Source organism: Nostoc sp. CALU 546 (assembly GCF_048836525.1).
Map to the genome: position 1 here is coordinate 112,128 of NZ_JAWJTF010000003.1, position 24,877 is coordinate 137,004.

Annotated in this window: 15 protein-coding genes and 4 pseudogenes; 9 read left to right on the forward strand and 10 right to left on the reverse strand. The window is 38.6% G+C overall.

Going from position 1 to position 24,877, the window contains the following annotated elements; genetic code table 11:
- Window positions 1-18: 18 nt before the first annotated feature.
- The gene (locus RRG12_RS02605) at window positions 19-1,161 is read right to left on the reverse strand and encodes an IS4 family transposase (protein WP_420758240.1); all 1,143 of its coding nucleotides are present in this window, start codon (window positions 1,159-1,161) and stop codon (window positions 19-21) included.
- A 99-nt stretch (window positions 1,162-1,260) separates the two neighbouring features.
- Between RRG12_RS02605 and RRG12_RS02610 the strand changes: the two are divergent.
- A pseudogene (locus tag RRG12_RS02610) lies at window positions 1,261-1,425 on the forward strand (IS4 family transposase); the annotation flags it as partial.
- Between the two features lie 297 nt (window positions 1,426-1,722).
- On the opposite strand, the gene RRG12_RS02615 reads toward RRG12_RS02610, so the two are convergent.
- The gene (locus RRG12_RS02615) at window positions 1,723-3,396 is read right to left on the reverse strand and encodes a hypothetical protein (protein ID WP_420758241.1); all 1,674 of its coding nucleotides are present in this window, start codon (window positions 3,394-3,396) and stop codon (window positions 1,723-1,725) included.
- 386 nt (window positions 3,397-3,782) lie between these two features.
- Window positions 3,783-4,268, reverse strand: a pseudogene (locus RRG12_RS02620) (transposase); the annotation flags it as partial.
- Between the two features lie 5 nt (window positions 4,269-4,273).
- Between RRG12_RS02620 and RRG12_RS02625 the strand changes: the two are divergent.
- Window positions 4,274-4,810, forward strand: a complete 537-nt coding sequence (locus tag RRG12_RS02625) for a winged helix-turn-helix domain-containing protein (protein ID WP_420758281.1) — start codon at window positions 4,274-4,276, stop codon at window positions 4,808-4,810.
- Between the two features lie 81 nt (window positions 4,811-4,891).
- Window positions 4,892-6,034 carry an IS4 family transposase gene (locus tag RRG12_RS02630; RefSeq protein ID WP_420758242.1) on the forward strand — a complete coding sequence of 381 codons (1,143 nt, stop codon included), beginning with the start codon at window positions 4,892-4,894 and terminating at the stop codon, window positions 6,032-6,034.
- Between the two features lie 49 nt (window positions 6,035-6,083).
- Here RRG12_RS02630 and RRG12_RS02635 read toward each other — a convergent pair whose 3' ends face one another.
- The 5 genes from RRG12_RS02635 to RRG12_RS02655 all read right to left on the reverse strand — a co-directional run bounded on the left by RRG12_RS02635 (window position 6,084) and on the right by RRG12_RS02655 (window position 9,826).
- Window positions 6,084-6,914 (reverse strand): IS5 family transposase, encoded by an 831-nt coding sequence (locus RRG12_RS02635; protein WP_420758243.1) that lies wholly within the window; start codon window positions 6,912-6,914, stop codon window positions 6,084-6,086.
- A 963-nt stretch (window positions 6,915-7,877) separates the two neighbouring features.
- Window positions 7,878-8,171, reverse strand: coding sequence for a hypothetical protein (locus tag RRG12_RS02640; RefSeq protein WP_420758244.1), 294 nt, complete (start codon window positions 8,169-8,171; stop codon window positions 7,878-7,880).
- A gap of 327 nt (window positions 8,172-8,498) precedes the next feature.
- On the reverse strand, window positions 8,499-8,849 hold the full coding sequence (locus tag RRG12_RS02645) for a cupin domain-containing protein (RefSeq protein ID WP_190736712.1): 351 nt from the start codon (window positions 8,847-8,849) through the stop codon (window positions 8,499-8,501).
- A gap of 192 nt (window positions 8,850-9,041) precedes the next feature.
- Window positions 9,042-9,191, reverse strand: a complete 150-nt coding sequence (locus tag RRG12_RS02650) for a hypothetical protein (protein WP_420758245.1) — start codon at window positions 9,189-9,191, stop codon at window positions 9,042-9,044.
- 374 nt (window positions 9,192-9,565) lie between these two features.
- Window positions 9,566-9,826 (reverse strand): DUF7219 family protein, encoded by a 261-nt coding sequence (locus RRG12_RS02655; RefSeq protein WP_420758246.1) that lies wholly within the window; start codon window positions 9,824-9,826, stop codon window positions 9,566-9,568.
- A 319-nt stretch (window positions 9,827-10,145) separates the two neighbouring features.
- Between RRG12_RS02655 and RRG12_RS02660 the strand changes: the two are divergent.
- The 3 genes and pseudogenes from RRG12_RS02660 to RRG12_RS02670 form a co-directional block, all read left to right on the forward strand.
- A pseudogene (locus RRG12_RS02660) lies at window positions 10,146-10,322 on the forward strand (winged helix-turn-helix domain-containing protein); the annotation flags it as partial.
- A 105-nt stretch (window positions 10,323-10,427) separates the two neighbouring features.
- The gene (locus tag RRG12_RS02665) at window positions 10,428-13,433 is read left to right on the forward strand and encodes a UvrD-helicase domain-containing protein (protein WP_420758247.1); all 3,006 of its coding nucleotides are present in this window, start codon (window positions 10,428-10,430) and stop codon (window positions 13,431-13,433) included.
- Between the two features lie 247 nt (window positions 13,434-13,680).
- The gene (locus RRG12_RS02670; RefSeq protein ID WP_420758248.1) at window positions 13,681-13,872 is read left to right on the forward strand and encodes a hypothetical protein; all 192 of its coding nucleotides are present in this window, start codon (window positions 13,681-13,683) and stop codon (window positions 13,870-13,872) included.
- A 417-nt stretch (window positions 13,873-14,289) separates the two neighbouring features.
- Here the strand turns inward: RRG12_RS02670 and RRG12_RS02675 are convergent.
- Window positions 14,290-14,481 (reverse strand): annotated as a pseudogene (locus tag RRG12_RS02675) (SAM-dependent methyltransferase); the annotation flags it as partial.
- 143 nt (window positions 14,482-14,624) lie between these two features.
- Between RRG12_RS02675 and RRG12_RS02680 the strand changes: the two are divergent.
- Entirely contained in the window at window positions 14,625-17,669 is a 3,045-nt protein-coding gene (locus RRG12_RS02680; RefSeq protein WP_420758249.1) for a hypothetical protein, read from the forward strand.
- The gene (locus RRG12_RS02685) at window positions 17,666-21,337 is read left to right on the forward strand and encodes a helicase-related protein (RefSeq protein WP_420758250.1); all 3,672 of its coding nucleotides are present in this window, start codon (window positions 17,666-17,668) and stop codon (window positions 21,335-21,337) included. Before RRG12_RS02680 ends, RRG12_RS02685 begins: the two co-directional genes overlap by 4 nt.
- 909 nt (window positions 21,338-22,246) lie before the next feature.
- Here RRG12_RS02685 and RRG12_RS02690 read toward each other — a convergent pair.
- A complete protein-coding gene (locus RRG12_RS02690) occupies window positions 22,247-23,764 on the reverse strand; it encodes a cryptochrome/photolyase family protein (protein WP_420758251.1) in 1,518 nt (505 codons plus the stop codon).
- A 236-nt stretch (window positions 23,765-24,000) separates the two neighbouring features.
- Between RRG12_RS02690 and dinB the strand changes: the two genes are divergently transcribed.
- Entirely contained in the window at window positions 24,001-24,567 is a 567-nt protein-coding gene (gene dinB / locus RRG12_RS02695; protein ID WP_420758252.1) for a DNA polymerase IV, read from the forward strand.
- Window positions 24,568-24,877 lie beyond the last annotated feature (310 nt).

Sequence of the window (24,877 nt, forward strand, 5' to 3'; positions counted from 1 at the left end):
GCGGGGCTACAAAAAGGGCTAGGATGCAGATAGAATAAGCCTCATAGCCCTCTCTCCTTGTTGGTAGTACTTACGCTTATTAGGACTTAATCTCAATAATTCAGTGACTAACTCATAAGAATTTTCCATGAAATTGATCCAATTGTCGCCATAAAGACCAATATAAAAACTACTATGTCGTCGAACAATCCTTAAGGATTCTTTAATTCGTCCAACATATTTTTGAACACCCATGCGTTTAATTTTTTGACCAGATATAGTTGCAGCTGTATAGGCAAGTGAGATTAATAATATTAGGGAAATTAGTCTTTGTCCTGATACATTAGTATCTTCCAAGTTATAACCACCGCTCTTAAAATCTCTAAACATCTCTTCAATATCAAAACGTTGTTTATAAGCAATAATCGCTGAATCTAAATCATCTAAGTTGGTAAGGATAAACCAGCCCTCCTCCGGCGCAACTCCCAAACGTTTACGCTTCCATTTAGCAGCAAGATTAAAGCTAACAAACCCAAGGGATTTTGTATATTTAATGCCTTGGTAAAAGAAGGAAAGACCAGGCGCTAAACCTAAATCTCTTAATTGCAGCCAAATTTCCGGTTCTATTTCTATAAATGCATCTTTTTTTAAGCGTAAACAGAAATATACTTTCTGCTCTGTTAGCCAGTTAGCCAGCCTTATCGAGCAAAATTCACGGTCTCCTAACACTACAGTTTTATAATTATTAAAAAGCGGCAATGCTTTTTTGAATACTGCTTCTTGTTCATCAAAATTGCTTGAACCTAATTTGTCTAATAGCTTAAAATATATTGGGATAGACCTTTTATCCCAAACTACACTAATCATTAACAGATTAATATACCCCCAATTAGTCCGGTCAATTACTAAATAAATAACTTCATTTAAGGGGAAATATATCTCTAACCAGCTTTTAATAATTGGGAACCAAATTTCTTCAATATTTATGTAATTTAAAGACAAAAATCTTTGGACTTTCTTTCTCCTACTTTCAAAAAATATGGGGATAGGTAAAGCAGTAGCCAATGCTTCAATGCTAACAGTTTTAATAGATTGTAATAAATTTATCAGGATCTTTAGTAATAAATATTCTGCACGTCCCAATTCTCGCTTGAGGTTTGTTTCGTAGAATTCTGGTAACATTATCATTAATAGGGCTTAATGCAAATTAATACTCTTTTTCTTTTACCATAAATTGCTACACTACTTGCCATATATCTATTTCAGGGTATTTTGTCTCCCCTCAAGCATTGGGCCATACGTTCCCTCATGTTTCAAGTTGCCGAATCTGCTCACATCTCCCCTTTACGATTGAGTTTTACTGGCACGCTGAATATTGTTCGTCGGGCTGTTCCTAAATTCCAACGGCTCCAAATTGACGAATTTCCCTTTTTTTCCCTTGGCTGAAGCGCGAAATTTTGGATGAGCAGATCCCAGAGCCTGAAGGTCGAAGCAATCCTCGTGTTGTCAAAAAGACTAGGGCCAAATTTCCGACCAAAAAACCCATACATAGAACCCAAACAGCTAAATTACAAACACTCACTTTCTCTGTACTTAACACCGCTTAGAACTTAACCGAACCGTATTGCCGTATTGGCCGTCGGCTGCCACAAATCTACCTCATAAAAAAGATTATTATTATTTAATCGACGCTTCCTTTTTTGGAAGTCTTATGTGGTAAAACTTTGAGGAATTCCATCTTGATCATTCGCCTTCAATATTTAGATGCGTTTGCCCTAGGACAACTTGAATTCTGTTGTTGTTACATTCTTGATCAAGGGTTTGTGGTTGTAGTGATGTGCATAGTTTAGTAAATCCGGCAAAAGCAAGACGATAGATTAGGTCTTTACCAAATCTCCCTTGAAAATAACCACCATGAGTATCCACACCAACCTTAGAATTAAAGGTATTTAGGACGTAAGCAAAGAAAAGTTTGCCATAATCAAGCAAGTTGAGAGAAGGTTTACGAACTGCTAGGCTAACAATACCTGTATGCCTATTTATTCCGTTCCTCCTGTCAAAATAGTCAGTGCAGTCATAGTAGCTAAAGCGGTTAGTTACATGTCTTGGATTATTGGCAACCCAAGGATAGAAAGGCTTCTCTTCTAAGTTTCTATGTTCAGCGTTTGAAGAGCGGATTTCAAGATGCTTGAATGGAAGGTTGTTTCTTAAATCCGGGTTATTGATGATTCCATATTGTGGAGAGGAACCTAACTTATCTGTAAAGTCTCTGAAGTGTTTCACTGTCAAATTACCGAGACGATAGCCGCTAAAGCGAGTCTTGGCTGGAAAACTAAAGTAGTTCGCGGCAGTAGACGCTAGTCTCAGTGCAAGATCTCCTTCATTAGTAAATACGTGCGCCTCTGCAACACGTCGGATTGCTGAACGCAAAAAGTTTGAACGTCGAGGAATAACTGACTCTACAGGAATGTCGGGAGCAACAAAAACAAGCCTTTCAAGTTGGAAAATCCGCCCAATCTGATTGGTTGGTCGTTTCCCAGTTTGATAAGTGTTAAGAGTACCAATTGATTGAGGGTCAAAGGCATCGGAGAGAATGCGAATGGCATTAGTTATTACTGAGCAGCCTAGACTATGCCCTAGAAAACTCAATTTTACTCTATTATTTGGGTTATGCTGTGAGATAACACGATCAAGTTGCCTGACTAGCTCTACTAAGTCAGGAGTTCCAAAATAAGCCGCTCGATAAGAATCTCGGAAGTAGACTACCAACCTCAATATAATTAGTGCAAGGATGAGTGAGGTTATAATAATAGTTAATCCGAAGGCAAAAATTAGAAAATTTTGAAAAAAAATGATCAAAAGAGTTAACAACAGTAAACTAATTAATAGACCAGCAAAAAAAATATTTCTTGGCAAAATAGGTAAAGCTTCAAATGCATGAGCTATACTAAGTTTTAAATCATCTATAAAGTTCTCTGAAGGCCAACGATAGCCAATAAAAATAACATCCCTTTCCTCAATAATAGTAGGATCAGCATTAATATAATTTTGAATATCTTTATACCAAGCTTGTACACTCTCAAAATTATTATTAAATCCATGTACTGCAATGACAATCTGAGGATCATTTGTTTGAAGCTTCGATAGCCTTTTAGCAATCTCTTCAAGAGAAGATTCTGTCTTCTTAACTAAATTTTCAGCACTTGCCTCATGAGAATTTACATTAAGATTTAAATTTCTTAAAATTGATTGATCATAGTTATCTTCAGCATTATTTGTTGCCGTACTGATAGCAATGTAGCTAGGAATTTTATCCTCTTTATCGTCCACATTTAATGGTCTAAAGTTGTCGATGATGATGAAGGGAATTTCTCTATCGAATCTGTCTATTTCGGGATTTTGAATTTCATTTATCATCTCTGTTACCTAATTTTTTCAAAATCATCTCAAACGCTGCATTACTATGACTTAATTCTGTGAGCACAGTGAAAGAGTATCCCATTCTAGCTTGGATAATTATCCTTCCATAACAGACATAAGTTGTCTTTAATTATTAGGTATAGTTATGTATATGATGCCAGTTCTCCAAAAACCAAACCTCTAACTTTAGTAAGATCAAATTTTTAGCAAAAGCTCCAGCTTCCCTAAGTGCCCTGGCACTCCAGGAAGTCCATAAGCAGCTAACGTGTGAAAATATATGGTCATTTTGCATTCCTCAACTGCTAACCTCTATCGCGTTAACCTCGATGGAGCTGACCCATCCGTGAGAGGTTAAGGTAATTGCACATTTGTCAAGAAGGAGCAGGAAAAGGGGATAAATCCAGCCTGGAGACTGGTTTTCGCAGGGCTTTGACAGTTCCTAAATCTTGATTTTCTAAAGCAGCAAAGTATTTAATGGGGTCATCCGCCTTCCCTTTGTCGTAAGCGACACTAAAATGATACAAACCACGAAAGATCCTCTCTAAAGAAATGCGGTCAAATGGTAGAGATAACTCATCAGCAACAGCATCTGCTAAGTCAATTAAAACAGCATAAAATAACCAAGTAGCCCATACCTGTAACTTGACAGCATTAATAGAAACTGTCCACAAATAAGATAATCCTAATAAACGTTTTACCGTGTAAAAAGCCTCAATGCGCCATCTTCGGCGATATAAATCAGCCACCACATAAGGAGGTAAAACTTGTGGATTAAGGACAGAAGTAATATAAGAATAATTAGCCTTACCAACTTTAATTTCGATTAAACGTAAAGTCAGAACTGGTGCGCCACGACGAACAGTACCAAGCTATAATGCTGCCGTTGCTGAAGTTTACGACTGACCAAAAGGAACATTCATTACGGGAAGGAATTGAGGCTCTGGCGGTTCACTTCCGATTAACCGAAGAAGAACGCAAAGAACTACTGCCTAGTGGTCGCCAACCGACTTTTGATAATCGTATAGGATGGGCACGCACTTATCTCAAGAAAGCTGGGTTAATAGAATCAACTAAGCGAGGTTATTTTCGTATAACTGATAGGGGATTCGATGCTGTTAAAACTAATCCTGTTGAGATTAATGCTAAATTTTTAAAGCAATTTCCTGAATTTCTAGAATTCCAAAATTATAATCAGCAATCAGAGCAATCTATATCTAATGGTAGTGAAGTCGAGCTAGATACAAGTCGTACACCAGAAGAAAATTTAGAGATTGCTATTCAAAAGCTAACAAGAGATTTAGCATCAGATTTACTACAGATAATTAAGAATTCTCCACCAGCTTTCTTTAGACCTTTTGCAAAAAAGTTTTGTGGTATATTTGAGGGCTTGCGGGGGGACAAAATGGTTTAGAATGCTTATATTGCAAAGAGTGTAGCAATTTGTGGTAAAAGAAAAAGAGCATTTATTCGCAACAAGCTCTATTTAATGATAATGTTACCAGAATTCTACGAGACAAACCTCAAGCGAGAATTGGGACGTGCAGAATATTTATTACTAAAAATCCTAATAAATTTATTACAATCTATTAAAACTGTTAGCATTGAAGCACTGGCTACTGCTTTACCTATCCCTATATTTTTTGAAAGTAGAAGAAAGAAAATCCAAAGATTTTTGTCATTAAATTACATAAATATTGAAGAAATTTGGTTCCCAATTATTAAAAGCTGGTTAGAGATATATTTTCCCTTGAATGAAGTTATTTATTTAGTAATTGACCGAACTAATTGGGGGTGTATTAATCTGTTAATGATTAGTGTGGTTTGGGATAAAAGGTCTATTCCAATATACTTTAAGCTATTAAACAAATTAGGTTCAAGTAATTTTGATGAGCAAGAAGCGGTATTCAAAAAAGCATTGCCGCTTTTTAATAATTATAAAACTGTAGTGTTAGGAGACCGTGAATTTTGCTCGATAAAGCTGGCTAACTGGCTGACAGAGCAGAAAATATATTTCTGTTTACGCTTAAAAAAAGATGCATTTATAGAAATAGAACCGGAAATTTGGCTGCAATTAAGAGATTTAGGTTTAGCGCCTGGTCTTTCCTTCTTTTATCAAGGGATTAAATATACAAAATCCCTTGGGTTTATTAGCTTTAATCTTGCTGCTAAATGGAAGCGTAAACGTTTGGGAGTTGCGCCGGAGGAGGGCTGGTTTATCCTTACCAACTTAGATGATTTAGATTCAGTTATTAGAGCTTATAAACAACGTTTTGATATTGAAGAGATGTTTAGAGATTTTAAAAGCGGTGGTTATAATTTAGAAGATACTAATGTATCAGGTGAACGGTTAATTTCCCTAATATTATTAATCTCACTTGCTTATACGGCTGCAACTATATCTGGTCAAAAAATTAAACGCATGGGTGTTCAAAAATATGTAGGACGAATTAAAGAATCCTTAAGGATTGTTCGACGACATAGTAGTTTTTATATTGGTCTTTATGGCGACAATTGGGTTAATTTCATGGAAAATTCTTATGAGTTAGTTACTGAATTATTGAGATTAAGTCTTAATAAGCGTAAGTACTACCAGCAAGGGGAGAGGGCTATGAGGCTTATTCTATCTGCATCCTAGCCTTTTTGTAGCCCCGCAAGATTTGAGGGTTAAACAAATTGTCAAAAAGTTAACAAGCATTTTGAATATCATAGTTATAAACACCAGCAATTAAGTGGCAACGCAATGCAAAGCGTTTTCTGCGATTGCGGTATCGCTGGCTGAAAATCCGAAAAATTTTTAATCTCCGGTTGACGTGTTCCACAGCAACTCGGCGGCGTGCTAAATCACGGTTAAACTGCTTATCTTCCTTGGTCAACTTACCTTTTCTCGGTTTCTTTCTTGGTATACGGCTATTGGCATGAAATTTAGCAATTCCTTGGTAGCCGCTATCTTCTAGACTTTCGGTATCAGGATGAAAACGAACTTTACTGTGAATAAACAGCTTGAAATCATGTCTACGGCCTGAATCATTGACAACACAAATTACTTGTAACGTTTCCAGGTCAATCACAAATTGAGACTTCAGTGTATGTCTTTTTTGTTTACCACTAAAAAAACGTTTCTGACCATATTTAGGACGTTCTATGGGACTTTCAGTCACATCCATTGCTACTGTTTTCGGTTTTTGTGATGGTGTCAACAATGACTTTTTTCCTCCTAACCGAAACCTCCCGGAATTGACTAAAATATTTTCTACCCAATGAACAGTACGACAAACAGTTGCTTCTGACACTTGCCAATCACTGGCGATATGGAAATAAGTTCGATATTCACGCCAGTACGTTAAACACACCAATGCCTGGTCTTCCAGACACAGTTTCTTACAACAACCCCGTGTTTCTCTGTGACTGACAGCATCTTGCAGTACCTTGACTATCTCTTCAAATGTCCGTCTTTGTACCCCAACCAGACGTTTAAATTCCCGATTGGACAGTCGCTTTGTTTGTTCGTATCGCATTGGTGAAGCCAATTCATCTCAAAATCTTCCACTTTACCATAAAATAATTCTGCAAGAGGTCTAATCTAAGAATCAAAGGAAACAGTAAATTCTGGTTGAAAGAAAATGCAGAAATTATGTTACATCTGCGTTGCCAATGGATAGCTGGAAGTTGGGATAATTTTTGTGGTTCTATCTTTAATTCCTTTATCAAACCCCAAACTGCTTGATAAATTTTATACTTTAGTTCTACTCTTAACTTATTATTTGCTTTAATTAACACCAAGTATAAAAGACTGATTGTAGATATTTTTGGTAACAATGGTCAAATGGCTTGCTATTAATCTTTTTGAGATATCTCATCAAGATGAATTCTCACGGCTATCAGCATATATTTAGTAAATAAAGTCACTTCTTACTTAGATTTGATTTTTGCGATCGCTTGTTTTTTAGCGGATCTGACAAAACCGCATTGCTCCCCTTGCGACTTCAACCATCATACCCGATCGCGGTTGAAGACAAAATAATTAACCCTTATCTTTTATCCGACATAAACTACGATTAACACTAATTCCCCTGATATACAACACTTTCACCAACATGCGATCGCGGAGGGTGCATGTTGGCAACGGAATAGGAACTATTGCGCTGCCGATAAATTTTGTTTGTCTTTGGTATCGCTTTTGATGCGTAATCCAAGCGATAACCATTTACAGGGTGCTAACTTCCAGTTATAGTTAGCCGTAACTTATTATAGGCACAATTAACTATATCTTTGACTGAGTGCAAAGATAGTTTACAAAAATTGCTCAGGCGGTTGCATATTATCGTTTTAACGAAGTATTGAGGTATTGCTGCACAAGTATGCCTTCGGGAAAACTTTTCTCCCTGATCAGGTGCCTGTCCCTCAATTTCTAAGATTTGGATCATGGATAACTGCAACCGCCTTGATGCAGAACCGTCTGGGAATACAAATTGTCTGCTTTAATTACAAAAATCATCTACTCGAATATCCCGCCAGACATCAGACACTTGCCAGCCAGAGTTGCCCACCGATTGTACTGGAGGATTGTCAAGCAGTGGAACATAGTCAGGAACTCTAGGCTCTGAAATCGCTACTGGTTTCTCCTCAACCTCAACCACAGGGGCTGGAGAATTGACAGTATTAGCTTCAAGAAGTTGGTCTTCTGCCTCCTCAATTAGCTTCATCTGTCTCAGGGTAAGCTTATCAGATTTTTTGATGATTTTCTTTGTATGTATCTCATTAGAAGTTTTCATTGGCTGTTCCCTTGAAGGCATTGGCTTAAAATTTGTCTGAGTAAATTTGGGAGAAGATGAGTATTAATAATTGCACGAAATTAATAAGGTACACCAAATCGATGGGAAATACGAGTCCCTTGCTGAAGAATTTACCAATTGAGTACAAATTTCTTTTTCGTGCAGATGTCCCAGCATAATCTGTTGCACAGATACAAGTATTAAGCGATCGCTTCTTTCCTCATGACTGTAACTTAAGACTGTTTTGCGCTTTTGACTCCTAATAAACAGATAAGACATGGTTGAGAGTTCTCGCTCATTAGGAACAGCGTTGAGAAACTTATCAGGTCAATGTTTGGAGTTGGCAACCTGTTCAGAAAGCGTTAATAAAAAGGCGAGGTTAGTTGCTGCTTTAAGTGCGTGGCGTGCGTTGGCGGGTATAAAAGCAAAGACTCCAGATTCTAGAACAATCTCTTGATCTTCCAGCGTCAGCACGCCTTGTCCTTCAATTACATTCACAGTCGCATTGCGAGGATTGGTATGTTCTGCAATGGTCGATTCTGCCGCCAGAGACATCAGCGTATAGCGGCAGTTTTCATCTTCTAGCAGAACCTTACTTTTAGCTCCATGCTGGGGATACTCAATGATGTCCGCCCAACGAATTTTGTTTATCTTCAATGAGAGTATGCTTGTAGTCATGGGATGATTCCTTTGTTGTAGAGAGATTAATTAGAGCGACAAAGACACTTCTAGATTAGACTTCTTTCAGAAGTGGGAAAAGGGGAAGGGGGAAAGGAATAAGAAAAAACCTTTACCCTTTAACCTTTACCCTTTTCCCACAAGAGTGCAAAAGTTACTTTTGCACTCTTGTCATTGAGTGTCTGTATTGAATTATGGAAAGACAATTTTGGCGATCGGCGCATGACCTAAAAAAATATAGGCAACCAATCTCAGCACACTTTCAGAATATATAATCTTTTGAATGTCCAGGCTGGCAAACGTTTGCAAGGATGTGGCGTAGGCGTAGCTCGCCGCAGGCATCGCTTCCAGCAGGCGGTTACGCTATTGCAAAAAAAGTGAGGCGATTCTACCTGAACTTCCTCCTCAGTTTGAACCGGGAGCTAAAGCCCCTTTTAGATTTGCTTCCTCGACCTCCGCAAAATCCCTTATTAGTTCCCTTATTTTAACTAGAACATAAAACATCGAATACTTCTTGTATCTTGCTAGGTAAATAAGTTCAATTTCATCTACCACTTTTGAATGTTTTATCAGAATCTGTATAATTTCTCCTCAAGGAAGACAAAATCAATTTTGATGTCAGTCATTGCGAACTGGGAATTGTTCGGTCATTCACGCACACTATAAGAATCTTCTTCTAGCGACTGACACCAATATTGCTGTTTGTGAAAGTAACTTCAATCTGCTCCTGGTAGCTCCTTAACAATTCCCAATCCTTTTTTGCTTTGTTTTAACTGTTTCCAAAGTAGTTTAATCTGTTTGTAGGCATCTTCTGGGTTCATCTTGCCATTGGTTTCTAAATTAGTGATGTAACCAGTTTTTTGAGCAAATTCTTGTAAATTAGCATTAAATACTAGATATTCAGGTTTCACCTGACCGTAGTATCGACTACGAGGGAAAATAAAACCATTCTGATCATATTCATCAGGATTTTCCATCAACTTATAATCCTATCAACTATTTTTATCAAAAAAAATCAATCAATTTAAAAACTGGTATAGCGTAATTTGAACAGATTTATTTGGTTCTTCATTACTTGTTATGCTAAAAACGCTTATAAAATAGCTCAGATTCCTTACTGGGCAAGAAAGATAGATTTTAAACTGTGATTTTTAGCCTTTGGAATAAAATCAAGGTTAAAAATGCCCAAAAGCCTTGCTATTAAAGGTAAATTCCGAATTTTCCTTTAAAGTTCAGCATAACGTCTACGGAAGAGTTATTTATTTTTGATCTATTAATTCAATTATAGACGTAATTCTTTGCCAGTTTGTGCGGGGTTATAACCCAGAACAACATGCAGAGACTCGTGTGGTGGATGTGCATATCTCTCGTTTGCGCTTGAAGTTAGAAGATGACCCGGAAAATCCAGAATATATTTTGACACAAAGAGGAACTGGTTACTTTTTTCAACGAATTGCTCAACTAGAGCATTAATCTTTAAAGTGCTAAATAGTCTGTGTTAATTCTGCCCTATCTACGGGAAAAATAAAAGTAGGCGCTTAAGTCACTGTAAGCATTTGAGTAAGAGTTAGGTAGAGAATGGATAAAGATTCACAGATTGACAATGTTCAAAGCTTTGCAGAATTAATTGGGGATAACGATAACCTCTGGAATCTTTTGGTTGGTAGAGAAGTTAGTCGCTTTCAAGCAGAAATTACGTATGGAATTAAAGGAAAAATTTTACAAATACAGAACATAAAAGACCAAAACACAAAACACGAAGAAATATTAATTGAAATAAATTATAAAAACGAATTTAACATTAAATATTACAAAGAGATATTTATTGAAATATTTAATACAATGTCACCACCTTGTTCTCTAAAACAAATAATTTCATTAGCAAAAATTGAGCAAGAAGCGAGAACATTGAAAGCTGAAAAATTGGAAGCAAAAGAGAAAGAAATTAAAATACGCCAGGCTCAAAGGCTAGAAGCGCAAAGGCTGGAAGCTGAAAAGCGGGAAGCACAAAAACTAGAAATTGAAAGATGCGAAGCTCAAAAACTAGAAGCTGAAATAATAGAAGCTGAAGCAAGGAAAGTTAAAAAATTATTTTTACTAAACAGCATAAAAGAGCAGTTTGAACAAAATTTTTTCAATGCTGATAACTTTTATCAAACTAAGTGTACTGGACACATATTATTTAAAGAGTACCAAGCTGAAAAGCTAAGTTATGTGCAATCATGGGTAAAAACTAACTTAAATACCTCACCTGATCTTGAGCAAGCAGCAGCAATTGGTGCTGTGGAAGGTCATATACAAGTAGTAGCACGAGCTGGAAGTGGCAAAACTTCAACTTTGGTAAATCGAGCTTTATTTTTACAAAAACATTGTGGTGTTGCACCCAATGAAATATTACTTTTAGCTTTCAATCGCAAGGCTGCGGAAGAAATACGAGAGCGTCTTACTCTACAATTACAAAACTCTGTTCCTCATGTAATGACTTTTCATGCATTAGCTTATGCTTTAGTTCATCCAGAAAAAAGCATTCTTTTCAATGAACCAGATGGACAACAGAATCAAGCCAAAGCTTTACAGACTGTAATTTATGAGTATCACTGCAAGCCAGATGTTTATGAAAAAATTCGCGTTTTGATGATGGCGCACTTTCGTGAAGACTGGGAGCGCATTGCTTGGGGTGGTTATGATAAAAGTACTGAAGAAATGTTACGTTACCGTCGCTCATTACCAAGAGAGGGGCTTGACGGAAACTACTACAAGTCTTTTGGTGAGAAAGTAATTGCAAATTTTTTATTAGAACACGACATTACATACAAATACGAGCGTAATTTTTGGTGGAATGACATTAATTATCGCCCTGATTTCACGATTGTTACTGGAGAAAATCAGGGGATAGTGATTGAATATTTTGGACTAAAAGGCGATCCAGATTACGATATAATGTCAGAACAAAAGCGAGAATATTGGCGAAATCATCCTAACTGGCATTTTGTGGAGTTATCCCCAACTACCCTCAGATTTGAAGGAGTAGAAGATTTTTGTGCTTTACTTAAACGATGTCTTGAAAATTATGGGATGAAGTGCCATCGCTTGACCGAAGACGAGATTTGGAAGAAAATTAAACTTAGAGTTATAGACCGTTTTACCAAAGTAGTAGAAGGATTTATCCAGCGTTGTCGCAAACTGTCTCTCACTTCAGAAAAATTAGCCTCTCTCGTTGATAATCATAAGTGTGCTAGTGATGTTGAGCAGGTTTTTTTGGAGCTTGCACAAAAGTTTTATCAGTCCTATTTGCAACAGCTTCAGGCAACAGGTGAGGAAGATTTTGATGGACTGATGCAAAAAGCTGCCGCAGTTATCGCATCGGGACAAACTGTATTTAGTCGCAAATCTGGCACTGGCGATCTAAGGTGTCTTCGATACATACTGATTGATGAATATCAAGATTTCTCAGAACTTTTTCACCATTTAATAGAAGCAATTCGACAACAAAATCCTCAAGCAGAATTTTTCTGTGTTGGTGATGACTGGCAAGCAATTAATGGTTTTGCTGGTTCTGATCTTCGCTTTTACCAGAATTTCGCGCAGTTTTTCCAGCCTTCGCAAAAATTAAATATAGCTACTAATTACCGTTCAGCTATTTCAATTGTCGATATCGGTAATACATTGATGTATGGATTGGGTACTCCTGCACGCGCCCATAAAGCTATATTTGGAACGGTTGAAATTGCTGAGATGGGACAATTTGAGCCAACTCCCAAGGAGCAAGAACAGCATCCAGGGGACAGTATAACGCCTGCTATATTGCGCTTAGTAGACAAGGCTATCAAGGATAGAAAAAATGTAGTTTTACTCAGCCGTAAGAATAGTTTACCTTGGTATGTAAATTATGGTAAAGGTAAATCAAAAAATGGCGTACTCGACAAGTTCTTAAACTTGGTACGCTCCTATCTTCCTGAAGAATCAAGAAAGGCTGTAAGCATATCAACCGCTCACAAGTATAAAGGTCTTCAGAATGATGTAGTTATAATACTTGATGCTGTCCCTCGTTGTTACCCATTAATACACCCTGATTTGATGTTTAGCCGTGTTTTCGGTGATAGCATTGAGCAAGTAGTTGATGAGGAACGTCGCCTTTTTTATGTTGCCTTAACTCGTGCAGTAGAGCATTTATTTATTCTCACAGAAACCCAAAGCTTATCACCTTTCCTTGAAGAATTAAAAAGTAGGAAAAGAATTAGCTTACTTGATTGGTTAGATTATCCATCTTTTGTTGGAAGCATACAGCGCATTACTGTTAAAGTGGGTAATCAGGCTGGAAAAGGCCGAAACGGCACTTACGCAATTAAAGATTTACTCAATGCTGAAGGCTATATCTGGCAACCTAAGAAGGGAGGTTGGTATTGTACCTATCCTGCACAGGATTTTTCAATAAAAGGATATTTTAATAATGCTAAGTGGATTTATCATGCTTTTGGAATCGAGCTACAGTTTTATGATGATTTAGAGAATATGCTGGCAAAGTATAATGTTGACTATGGAGAATATATTGCGTTAATTAATAATATTCCTGAAGCCAATTGAGGCAAAGTTTGACTGCACCAAGCCGAAAACTGAAGTTACGATAATAACAGTAGGTTCAAGAGGAGACTTATAACAATACTGCGCTTTGGCTATTGGGTTGAAACGCGCGGAGCATTAGGTAACGGTAGCAGCAAACGAAAGCTCCAATCCATTCGCATTTGGGATTAATTACTACAGCTTGAGTTAGTATCTGGGTGAGAAATCCTAGACAATTGCTTTTGCATCATCACACCCACAACATCAGTAAATGTCTCAAGTTAAAGTTTATACGGTACTCTGTGTCAACAGCAGTATCCTAATGGTCTTTTACACACCAGGGCATTGCTGGGAATTCCGTATCATCAGCCGCACGGGTGGGATATTCGGGGAACAAAAGATTTATTACACGGCGGAGGCGGCGTTGAGAACTGGGTTAGAGTGGTTGCGGGATGAACGGTGATGAGTGCGTATATGCATCGCCTTTGGCTTTAGCACAGGCTAGTACAGTGCGGCGGAAAACATAGCTTCTCCCGACTTGAAAGCCAGATTGAACAGCTAATACCTTCCTTAAATCTTCAAGTGGATGGCGAAGGTAATGCCGACAGTGATAGCGACTGGATTTTTGGGGAAGACTCCGGTGGTGTGGGAGGAGAAGATATTGAGGGTTTTTGAAATTGGTCATAAAACAATTGTATTGACCCAAAATAAGCCCCAATGAATTGAGATGCGCTAGTTTTCGTTGTGGATTTTCCCGTGATTGTTTTTTCCCACTTACAGCACTTCCAGCAGCTATGAGGTACATCCTAAAAGCTGAAAGCGATGATAGGAGAGGGACAAGGAGAAAACTATATTGCATAATAGCCAGAAGCGCTGTAACCACAGATTCCAGAAACACTTTAGCACCCAAATATGTTTCAACTGCCCAATCTTCGGCTAGAGGTTGTTCTAGATTGAGGATGTCAAACACAAAATGTCCACCTGGTTTTAACACTCGTTTGACCTCAAAGATCACAGCACTCTAATATTCAAGTAGAAAATAGCTACTAAGTCCGGTGGCGATCGCTAAATCTGTCCCTACTTGCCTAGCATTGATTTATTATGCTGTAATAGTGCAAATGTATTGCTTTTTAATGTTAAGAGCGCAAATGATGTAGTTTTTATCGCCACTATCAATTGAGGCATCTTACACTATCTCAACCATTTGTAGGAGGCATGAGGGTGAATATTATTTCTCTTGGTGACAATCATTTAGCTCCCTTAGATTACAGCAGTTTACTCAATAAAATATTGGAAGTGCTGCCCAATCAAAACCCATTCCAGTTCTCCCCAGATGACAGTCGGTTGCGGATCAATATTGACAAAATCGCTGATCTGGTTGCTAATTCACAAGTGGAAAGCCCTTTGGCATCTACTAGCGGGATTCGTTCCGCAACTGTCAACTTTAGCGATCGCACAGGTAAAAATTTCCCAGAGCAAATCAGGCTAATCCGCGATTATTTGCAAAACCTCTTGAGTGCGGCATTACCACCAAACAAAACAGTAGAGTCAGCAATTTCGCAATTACTGACAGATTTACAGTCTTTTCAAGGTACAAAACCAGCTCTGGGATTTACTTATCCTTTCGGAGAGTATAAAGGTTTGCAAAAACAGCGGCTCAGTCTTCAGCGCCACCGTTCAGGCAGCGATTCTCTCCTGAAGTTTCATAAACTAATCATCACAGTTAAAGATATTAAGGGATTTGATTCTCAACTTTCTTCCAGTCTTGATAACTATATCCAACGAGAATTTAGCGAAGAAAATGAGAGTGATTTAGAGGAATTAAGCGACACACTCCAAGAACTGATTAAAAATAAGAAATCTGACTTTTACAAGCTCAAGCGAGTCATGTACACCGAAGCTATTGGCAAGCTGAAGCGAGAGGCAAAAATCAGGTATTTAGAGTTTCTTCAGGAAAACATCGACGATAGTACAGATGGCAAAATCTATCTTCAGGATTTGATTCGGCGGTTGCGCTTGTTGGAAGAATATATCAGTGATATCAACCGAGAGGATGGTCATTACCAAGTAAGCTATGCCGGAAAGTCAGTCAACTATAGAGATTTATTTTCTCGTGCCGAAGCTTTAGATATTCTCCCCATTATTCCCTTAATCGAAGGGTATCTGGGAGAAACTAAAGATGATACTAAAGGAGAGCAGCAATTTATTTTTGGTTTCAAGCTAAAATTTGGCGGTACAGTTCAAGCTTATGGAGATGAGCCACTTTCTGTACTAGATTATTACCTCAACCTGATCGACCCAGAAAGTCAAGAACATCAGACAGGATTAGAAGACCCTTTTAAAAGTGATTATTTTAAAGAGAAAGTCTTAAAAATAGTTTTCTTGTTCTACTTTATCTTTGCTTCCAAAAGTGATCCTTTAGCTGATGACTACGATTATAGCTCAGAATTAAATTATCAGCCTGTCTCTGTATTTGATGAAAAAGTCTTACCCATACTCAAAGGATCTGACGAGGAAGCTAAGAAGAAAATATTTGCCAAAATTAAGGAAGGAATTGAAAAATTTAACGTCAAAATAAAAATTGAAAACCTGAAGCAGCTACTGAAGAATTTTCTGCAACGTAAGCCTATCCTGAACAAGCGAGAATATCCGCTCGTTATCGGCGTGAAAAGAGGCATCCTAGAGCGGGATATGGACAGCATTTTGACCAAATCCACATTTTTCAAGCCTGTCTTTGGTGAGAGGTCACGAGAAACCCTAAAGTATATTGCCATCAGAGAGCCTCATATTGATAGTAGTTATCTCTGCAATCTTTCTGTCAGCATCGCGGTAGAAGATATTCGCTATTTCCCCACTGATGAGCGCCAAACATTTAGCATGGCGTATGATATCACAGATATTAAAGCACTACCAATTCTTTTGGTTCCTCTTACTGAAGCAAGCTGTCAGAACATCTACAATAATTCTTTCAAACATCAAAAACCAATTTTATTCATCTACAATCATAAAAAATTACGAGAGCAAATTTTCAACAATCCCGACTCCCCCAAAGCGTTTATTTATCGGTTTACTTTTTCTCTGCTTATTTATATCTGCCTAAAAGTACTGCTTGAGTCTGTCAAAGATAAACTTTTTATTCCCATTGTGCGGTTGCAACTGCGTAGCAAGCAGAACTCTACACCAGAGGAAGAATTTATGCGATCGCTCTCTAAAACTTTATCCCACTTATTGAGCGAAGAACATCAATCCAGTACTCAAGGATTCTGTGTCAAAAACCTGAATCCTTACAAAATTGAAAATGGTCTAAGTTCTCTTTACTCTGTACTGCCCAAAAAATTTAAATTCAACGCTTCTTCCTACAAGACCCAGCTAGATAAATTAGCAATTATTATAGTCTCCAGCCGTGAAAGTGATGCCAGTTGGCGAGGTGGAGAACGAATATCAAACTTGTTAGGAGAAGTTGTGGGAGTAGAGCGTCTACAGGATGGCACAGTTCGCTTAGAAACGCTCAAAACTTTCGCAGCAAACTATGAACATCAGCAGATGTTTCAAAGACCTACTATTGTCATTGACGAAGTTGACAAATTATACCGCGAGGGCTATCGGCACTTTATGTATATTGCCAAGTCGCCATATTCTAGCACTCTAAATATGACTCAGAGTGGTGAAGATGAATCACTATTTTTCATGTCCACACCTGTACTCAAGGCTTTAAAGGGAGATAAAGACGACATCAAAATATACCCAGTATTCTTTGATAAATATTATGTGGTAAATCTGGGGCGCACTGTTAGTTCTCTGTACATCCAGGACACACTTGAACTAACAGGCTTAGTTGAAGACCCCAGCAAGAAAGCTGTTGTCTTTTTCAATCTATTCAATGGAATTAAAGTCGGTCAAGATGACGAGCGTTACTACAACGGGGTAATTTCCTACGCCACCTTGCTAAATGTCTATGATGACATTCTAGATGATGAAGATATCCGTAGGGGACTAATTTATGACCGCGAAAACAATCCTATCAAAAATGATATTTTGCAATATCTAACCTTATTTCACTTTTCGCGCTACGAAGCTGTTCCTAGAAGGAATCGCAACATTAGCTTTAAGCTCGATCCTTACGAAAATATAATTGGGGATGATGCAGTTGGTAAATTGTCAGTTTTCAAGCACACCACTAGGAGCGTAAGCTTTAACTCTTTGGCGTTTTTAACTGAAGTTAGACGTGCCTTGAATGTAGAAGGAGAGGAGCATAAATGATTGCAGAAGACTTTGGACGATTATTTGAAATAGGCTTCAATGTTGGTATCCTTGCTTATATTCAGCAAAACCAACTAAATAACCGATTTGGAAATTTATATCAACGTGACTTACAAGCGTTGCGCTTTCCCCAACTGCATCGGCGTATAGTTGACCGCGCTAATGTAATTAATGATAGTGATAGCAAAATCATTGCTAAGTGGAGTATATTTTTCCTCCAAAAGGGGTTTTTATCCGGCTTAAATTTCTTTAGGGAGTACCTGGAATCAACAGGTTGGAAACATCGAAAGCTGGAAATTTTATACTACCAGTGCAACTTTTGTGATGACAACAGCCTTGGTACTCATGTTAAGGGTGAGGAACAAGCCTTTAGAGATATCCTGTCACAATTAGGAGATATCAAGGTTGATATCGGTCGCTATAAGCAGCAGGGAGAGTTTCTTAGGGCTGATACTTTAATGCTGCTGCACAACGGCAAACAGTTTCGTATCCTCTCAGTGGATTTATCAGTGTTTTCGATAAAGTCAGCTGAAGATATTAAAGATTTAGATAATATAGAAGTTCTACGGCAATTACTGCTAAGTGAAATTAGTTATTTACGCTCAAAAAGTGTTTTCTCTGGACTTAGTATCGATACAGGAACAGATACCACAAAACTTGGATTAACCTTTTCTGAAGGGATTGCTCGTTATTTCACAGCTTTCAAGCGCAAGGACAAAGAGAGTGTCAAATTAATCCAAGCCGCCAGTTATGCTCATAGCTTCTATGAGTTTTTACGACAGCACTCTCTTCTCCAAGAAGCTGACCCCGTAATGTTTAACATTATGGGTTACACTGACCGGGGCGTTAGTGCCATGTCAGTAAATCAAGAAAATTTAGATATCTTAAATACCTGCCGCCGCATTTATAAGCACCAAGAAAGTGGTCAAGCGATCGCCGAAGCTCGTCAACAAGTTCTCAGAATCATCAAAAGGAAAGCAGCTGAGAGTTTTGTTGATGGCAAGACATTTATAAACTCTCTTTTAGCAGTGCCACCTGACACAACTACTTTGGTTACTCACCAGGAACGAGTAACAGGGTTTTTCAACTCAAGTGGGGAAGTACCGCTTCAATTAATGGCTCAACTCGGACTGAGTGGTAGTCTAGACCTGCGTTCGGCTCACACCGCCCTAATTCAAACTGCCCTGACTAATGACAATCCTTATCTTTTTTTAACTGGCAATCCTGGCATTGGTAAAACCACAACCATTGTGGAATTTCTCAAACAGCATCTCGAAGATGGTTTTTTGTTTTTCTATGTCAGTCCCAGAAAAAACGTCAATAAGGACGTGATTGAGAAGTTCAAGAGTCAACCGGGAGAATCATTGGGCGGGAGCATTGCAGCACCATCGGAGAATCACGGACTGTTTTGCATCAATACCAATGCAGAGATTATTCAAGCTAATGCTGGACACTGTACTGTGCAGTATTTCTCTGATTTACGAGAAGGAGACTTTACAGAGCAAGCTGTTCATTTTATCGATGGTCAAGCTCTGATTGAGCGCCGTCCCTCAGCTTCTCAAAGACTCCAGCGCAAAATGGAAGATTTAATTCAGGATGCTGGTGAGCAGACTAAAGGAGTTTTAGATAGTATCTGTGAAGCTATTTACACAATTATAGACCGTCAACTTTCCAATAATATAGTGGCAACAATTTCGCTACAATCTTTGAAAAAAACGGGAAACGGCCAAGACACTCTCCGCCATTTTGAAAAGATATTTAGGAACGCCTATAACCAAAGTGAAGGTTCAGTCATTCCTGAGCAAATGAAGAAAATCTCTCAACGCATTAAACATATATTTATCATGGTTGATGAGATTACAGGAGACCATAGCGGTGTAGAATTTTTAAACCGCATCAGTTCTATCCTTCGCCAATATCAGCTGACCAATTCTCAATATGGCTTTAACACCAAAATTATTGTAGCTGATGCTTCTATTGTTGATCCAGATGTCATTCAACAGCATCTTTCTACTACAGTTTCAGAACCAGACAAAATCTTTTATCGGCGAGCTTCAGAGAACAACTCTCCCCTTTCATTACAAATTTTCAAATTTAAGGGGTTAGGTGCAACTGTCATCAATTCTAACTCCTACCCTGCTAGTAGTTTAAACATTACTTACAAAGTATTTCTAGAATCTTTTAAATTTAGCAATTCAGTTTTTTTAGAGAAAAAATATAGCTTAGTCAAGCGTGTACAAGCAGAGATTGCTGAAGATATTAATGCTTTCTTGGATAACCCAGAAGCTGGACAGATAATTGTGTATATCCAGGATAAGCAGAGATTAAAAGAACTGACTGAATATCTAAAAAAACATCGAGGTACATTTCAGAAATTTACAGACTACCTAGAAATACACGCCAATATTTCAGAGCAGGAAAAAGAAGAAATCCAAAAACGTAAGAACAATGTGAAAGTGGTCTTTATGACTGCCTCAGCTAGTCGGGGGTTATCATTTCCTAAAACTAAGCATATTCTGGTTGATATCCCTCGCTTTGCCATTGAACAAAACCTAATGGAAATTATTCAGGTAATTTACCGGGGTCGCGGTAGCTACCTTGAAGATGGAATTACCAAAACCTTAGATAATGAGGAGAAAGATTTAATTCTTTACTTCTCAGAGCGGGCTGTATATTACGCTGATGACCCGGAGCTTTCTTTACAAGAAAGTGTGCTGAGTCTTGTGAATATTCTATTAATTCTCAAGACATCTGTAATGACAAGAATTTCCGGATCTGGGCAGATAGGTAAAAACTATTTTATGATGATTCCTATTGGTGGAAAATCAGTATTTGCCGCTGGTGAAACATTTACGGGTAAGATATCCGGTTTAATCAAAGAACTGAAGAAAGAGCATATTCGCCGTCGCAGTGACAAGCTCTTGAAAGAGGTTTATACGAGTCTAGAGCAGCTGCTAGGTCGTGTAAAGATAATCTTGAGTGATTTAGACAATTCCCCGCCGACACAAACCCTTTCTTATCTATCAATGCGAGAGTCTTTTGCAGACCAGTTTGTGAAGTTGGTAAGTAGTGGTTTGGATCAGCTATTAAGCTTTGGCCCTGTAGAAGCCAGCCACATTAGTGGCAGTATGCTAGTAGTTTCTTTAGCTAATAAAGCACTTCAAGAAAACTATGAAATGCGTCTAGAGCGAGAACTAAAACCTTACGCCAATAATGAACTTTTAAAAAAGTTATATTCTATTAATTCTAATCCAGCCTATCCAGAGAGTTTGCGTTCGGCAAGTTTTGGAGCAATTGAGCTAGTTAACTTACTTGGAAAACAAGTGAGCCGGACACAGTGGTTTGAGCAAAATAGTCAGCGTTTTGACCAGTATTATGCAATTCCACTATTTATATTTACCAGCAATGAGGCGATTAAAGACTATTTTTCAAGGAGTGTAGAGGAGCCAGATGGAGAATCATTCCGAGATATTTTAGCTGAATATATCCGTTGTATGTTTCCTGTAGACAACATTTTGCCCATTGGCTCTCAGTATGGGGAATTTCCATTTGTTGTCTTTAGAAGCTATAGTTTAGGCGAAATTAGGCACAAGTTATTCACAGATAAGCAGCTTTTGACTTCCAATGAGTTGAATATATTAAACTTGATTCTTTCTCAAGAAGACTAAGCATCCAAGTTAGGGACTTCCAGAGAATAAAATATACAGTTAATAGAAATGATAATCATTTTAAGGAGAGAGAGGTTGCCGACGGCAACCTCTCTCTCTCCATAAATATGCAAGACAAATGTCTGCACAAAGATAGTTCTTAAATGCAGTGAGCAGAATTGATATTGATATCGATTATTTTGGCGCTTTTAACTTTTTGAAAATTACGTTACTCTACAACAGATATTAATAAACCACTTACCTAAATTTGGTAAATTATCTTCGGTAAAATTTGTCACTGTAAGCATAAGATGAGCAACTTGCTCACTTTATGGTTTCAAACCGGGTTGCTCAATTTATGCGTCCCAAAGTGAAGACAGTGAACCTAAAGAGTGGAAATACCTCTGTTGTTGATCTGATTTCTTTTTCGATAGAGCGATCGCTTTTGTATCTACCTATCTCAAAGTCCTATTCATTTATGGTGTATTGTCATTAAAATAAGGTTATTGAAAATATAATCCGCTGCTAAACTATTGCTATTTCTAGCTTTCACGGCTTAAAAGGAAAATTTAAGTTGCTTGATATCCTGCATAAGTATGTTTGCTCAGGTTACGGTTACAAAACAGAACCTTTGCTCAGGTTATTGTTTCAAAATCTATTTACAACTAATAACTCCCAACGCAATTAAACCCTTTGGGCTGGTTAGTTGCTCAAGTTATACTTTCAAAGTTGCTCACCTTATCCTTACAGTGACAAAATTAGTCAAACGTTCAATCTTATTTTCAATTTCTTGCATAGCTAAATCTATCGCATCCAATAAGCGCTACACACAAAGGCACAATCGTCATGAAGAGCGCTCTTTGCGATAGTCTCAAAACTACCTGGAAGAAATTCGGATATTCCTTTACAGGAATAGCTAACGGCTGCTGCTTACGTAGTGTGCCAATTAGAAGCCAGAGAGCGGATTTTTTGAAGTTCCGATGGAGAGATTCGCTCTAAGTTACGCAGTATTTGAGTCATACGTGGCTGTTCTTTTAACAAGTCGTAATGACGAGCCAGGAAGTCCCAATAAAAAAAGTTGAAAGGACAAGCATTTTCAGTGGTGCGCTCACGAGGGTTGTAAGTACAATTTTTACAATAGTCACTCATATTGTTGATGTAGTTAGCAGAAGCAGCATAAGGCTTAGATGCAATCATTCCACCGTCAGCAAACTGCCCCATACCAATAACATTGGTTTGCATCACCCAATCGTACCCATCAATAAAAGCAGCATGAAACCAGTCTTCAAGTTCTTGGGGGGAGATACCTGCTATCATTGCAAAGTTGTTCAACACCATCAACCGTTGAATATGATGAGCATAACCTATTTGTTTAACCTGAGTTAGAATTTGGTGCAGACAATTCATCTGTGTATCGCCAGTCCAATAAAAAGCAGGCAGTGGATGAGTGTGGTTAAACCAGTTACGTTCTGAATAGTCATCATCTAGGTAAACATAAACACCGTGCATATACTCTCGCCAGCCAAGCACCTGACGGATAAAGCCTTCAATGCTGTTTAGCTCCCAGTCGCTGCTGTTGTCTAAATATGCAAGCTGTGCCGCCTGAACAACTTCCAAGGGATGAAGCAATCCAATATTGAGATAGGGAGAAAGCATCGCGTGCCACATTGTCTGTTCGCCAGTCACCATCGCGTCCTGGTATGGCCCGAATGAGGACAAACGTGTTTCGATAAAAAACTTCATTACAAGTAGTGCTTGCTGTCGCGTTACACCCCAGCAGAAGGGTTCAAGGAGCCAGTAACTTTGATTGTCTTGGAATGCCTCAGATTGCTTAATGAAGTCAATTACATCTTGTGTAATTGAGTCTGGTTCAAACCATAAAGCTTCGGGTAAGGTCAGTTTGCCTTTTGGTGGTTTGCGATTTTGTTTGTCAAAGTTCCATCGACCACCAACAGGTTGGTTGCCCTCCATTAGAATGTTGAACCGCTTTCGTCCCTGGCGGTAAAAGTCCTCCATGATTAGGCGTTTGCGTCCACTTGCCCAGTCAATGAACTCCTGATCACTCCAGATAAAACGGTTATTTGGTGTAAAAGTGACTTGAATTGTCAAGTTTAATTTTTGAATTAATGTAGCAAAAGGGCGATCTGTTGGAGTCATCACCCGCAGTTCGGTAATTTGGTATTGTTCAATCCATTGGAGTAAAGGTGTTTTGAAATCTTGGCTTTGAGCGTATGTTACTGGGAAGCCAAGCGATCGCAATTCGGCAGCAAAGTGACGCATGGCTGACCAGACCAATACCAGTTTTTGCAAATGGTAAGGAAGTTGCCCTGCATGAGTTAGAGATTCGATAAAAATCACAGGAGTCTGTTGGTGTTTTTGTAGGCAACTCTCTAGCGCTGACTGCCCAGCCCAAAGTTGATCTCCGAGAACCCAAACACCAATAGTCATGCCCTTGCTCCCTCTAATACCGTGCGTTGGCAACGTGACGACAAAATTCTATTCAATCAAGTGTAACGTCATTGTTACAAAAACTTTCTCAATGAAAAAGCTTATGAAAGCCTAAAAGTGCTAGTGCTAATGTACTATTGTGGTGAGAAATTTCTCAAATATCCAGATTGAATCATAAATTTACCAGAGAATAGTCGTTCCCGCCGCTTGGTAGAAATGGTAATACTTCAACAACAATGCAGACGAGGAAGATAATTCACGTTGATATGGATGCCTTCTACGCATCGGTGGAACAGAGGGACAACCCTAGTTACCGAGGCAAACCGTTAGTCGTTGGTGGCAGTCCGAATCAGCAAGGCGTAGTTGCAGCAGCTAGTTATGAAGCTCGTAAGTTTGGCATTCACTCAGCAATGCCTTCAATAACTGCGATCGCCAAATGCCCTGGGCTTATCTTTGTCAGACCGAGATTCGACGTTTACCGAGATATTTCCACTTCAATCCACGCCATATTCAAACGCTACAGTGATTTAGTGGAAGGGGTTGCGCTAGATGAGGCATACCTTGATGTTACTGAGAATAAGCAAAACATCCCCTACGCTTCTACGATCGCAAGACACATCAAAACTGCGATTTTCCAGGAAACTCAGTTGACGGCAACTGCGGGTGTGTCAATTAACAAGTTCCTAGCAAAAATGGCATCAGGACAGAATAAGCCGAATGGACTAACGGTGATTTTACCGGAAGATGCGATGTCTACGACAAGCCGCAAGCGTCTACGCCTTTGTAGAACAGCTAGCGATTGAGAAGTTTCACGGGATTAAAAAGGTGACTGCGGCTAAAATGCACTCGCTCGGCATTCACACTGGGGCTGATTTGAAAGAGCGTATTCTTGAGGTGTCGTGACTTGGGGACTGTTATCTGTCATCATTTTGATAACCTCCAAGTGCGTTTGGGGCTACTGCCCCTTTGGGGTGGTAAACGATCGCGAGTCTGACTGAATGACACTAAAAGCTTAAGGCGCGGTTAGCTATTCCCCCGCGCAAAGTCACCGTGGACTTTGGTTTATAGCCTGAATGTCACGGCAAAAGAGGCTGATTTTATTATATCAAGAGG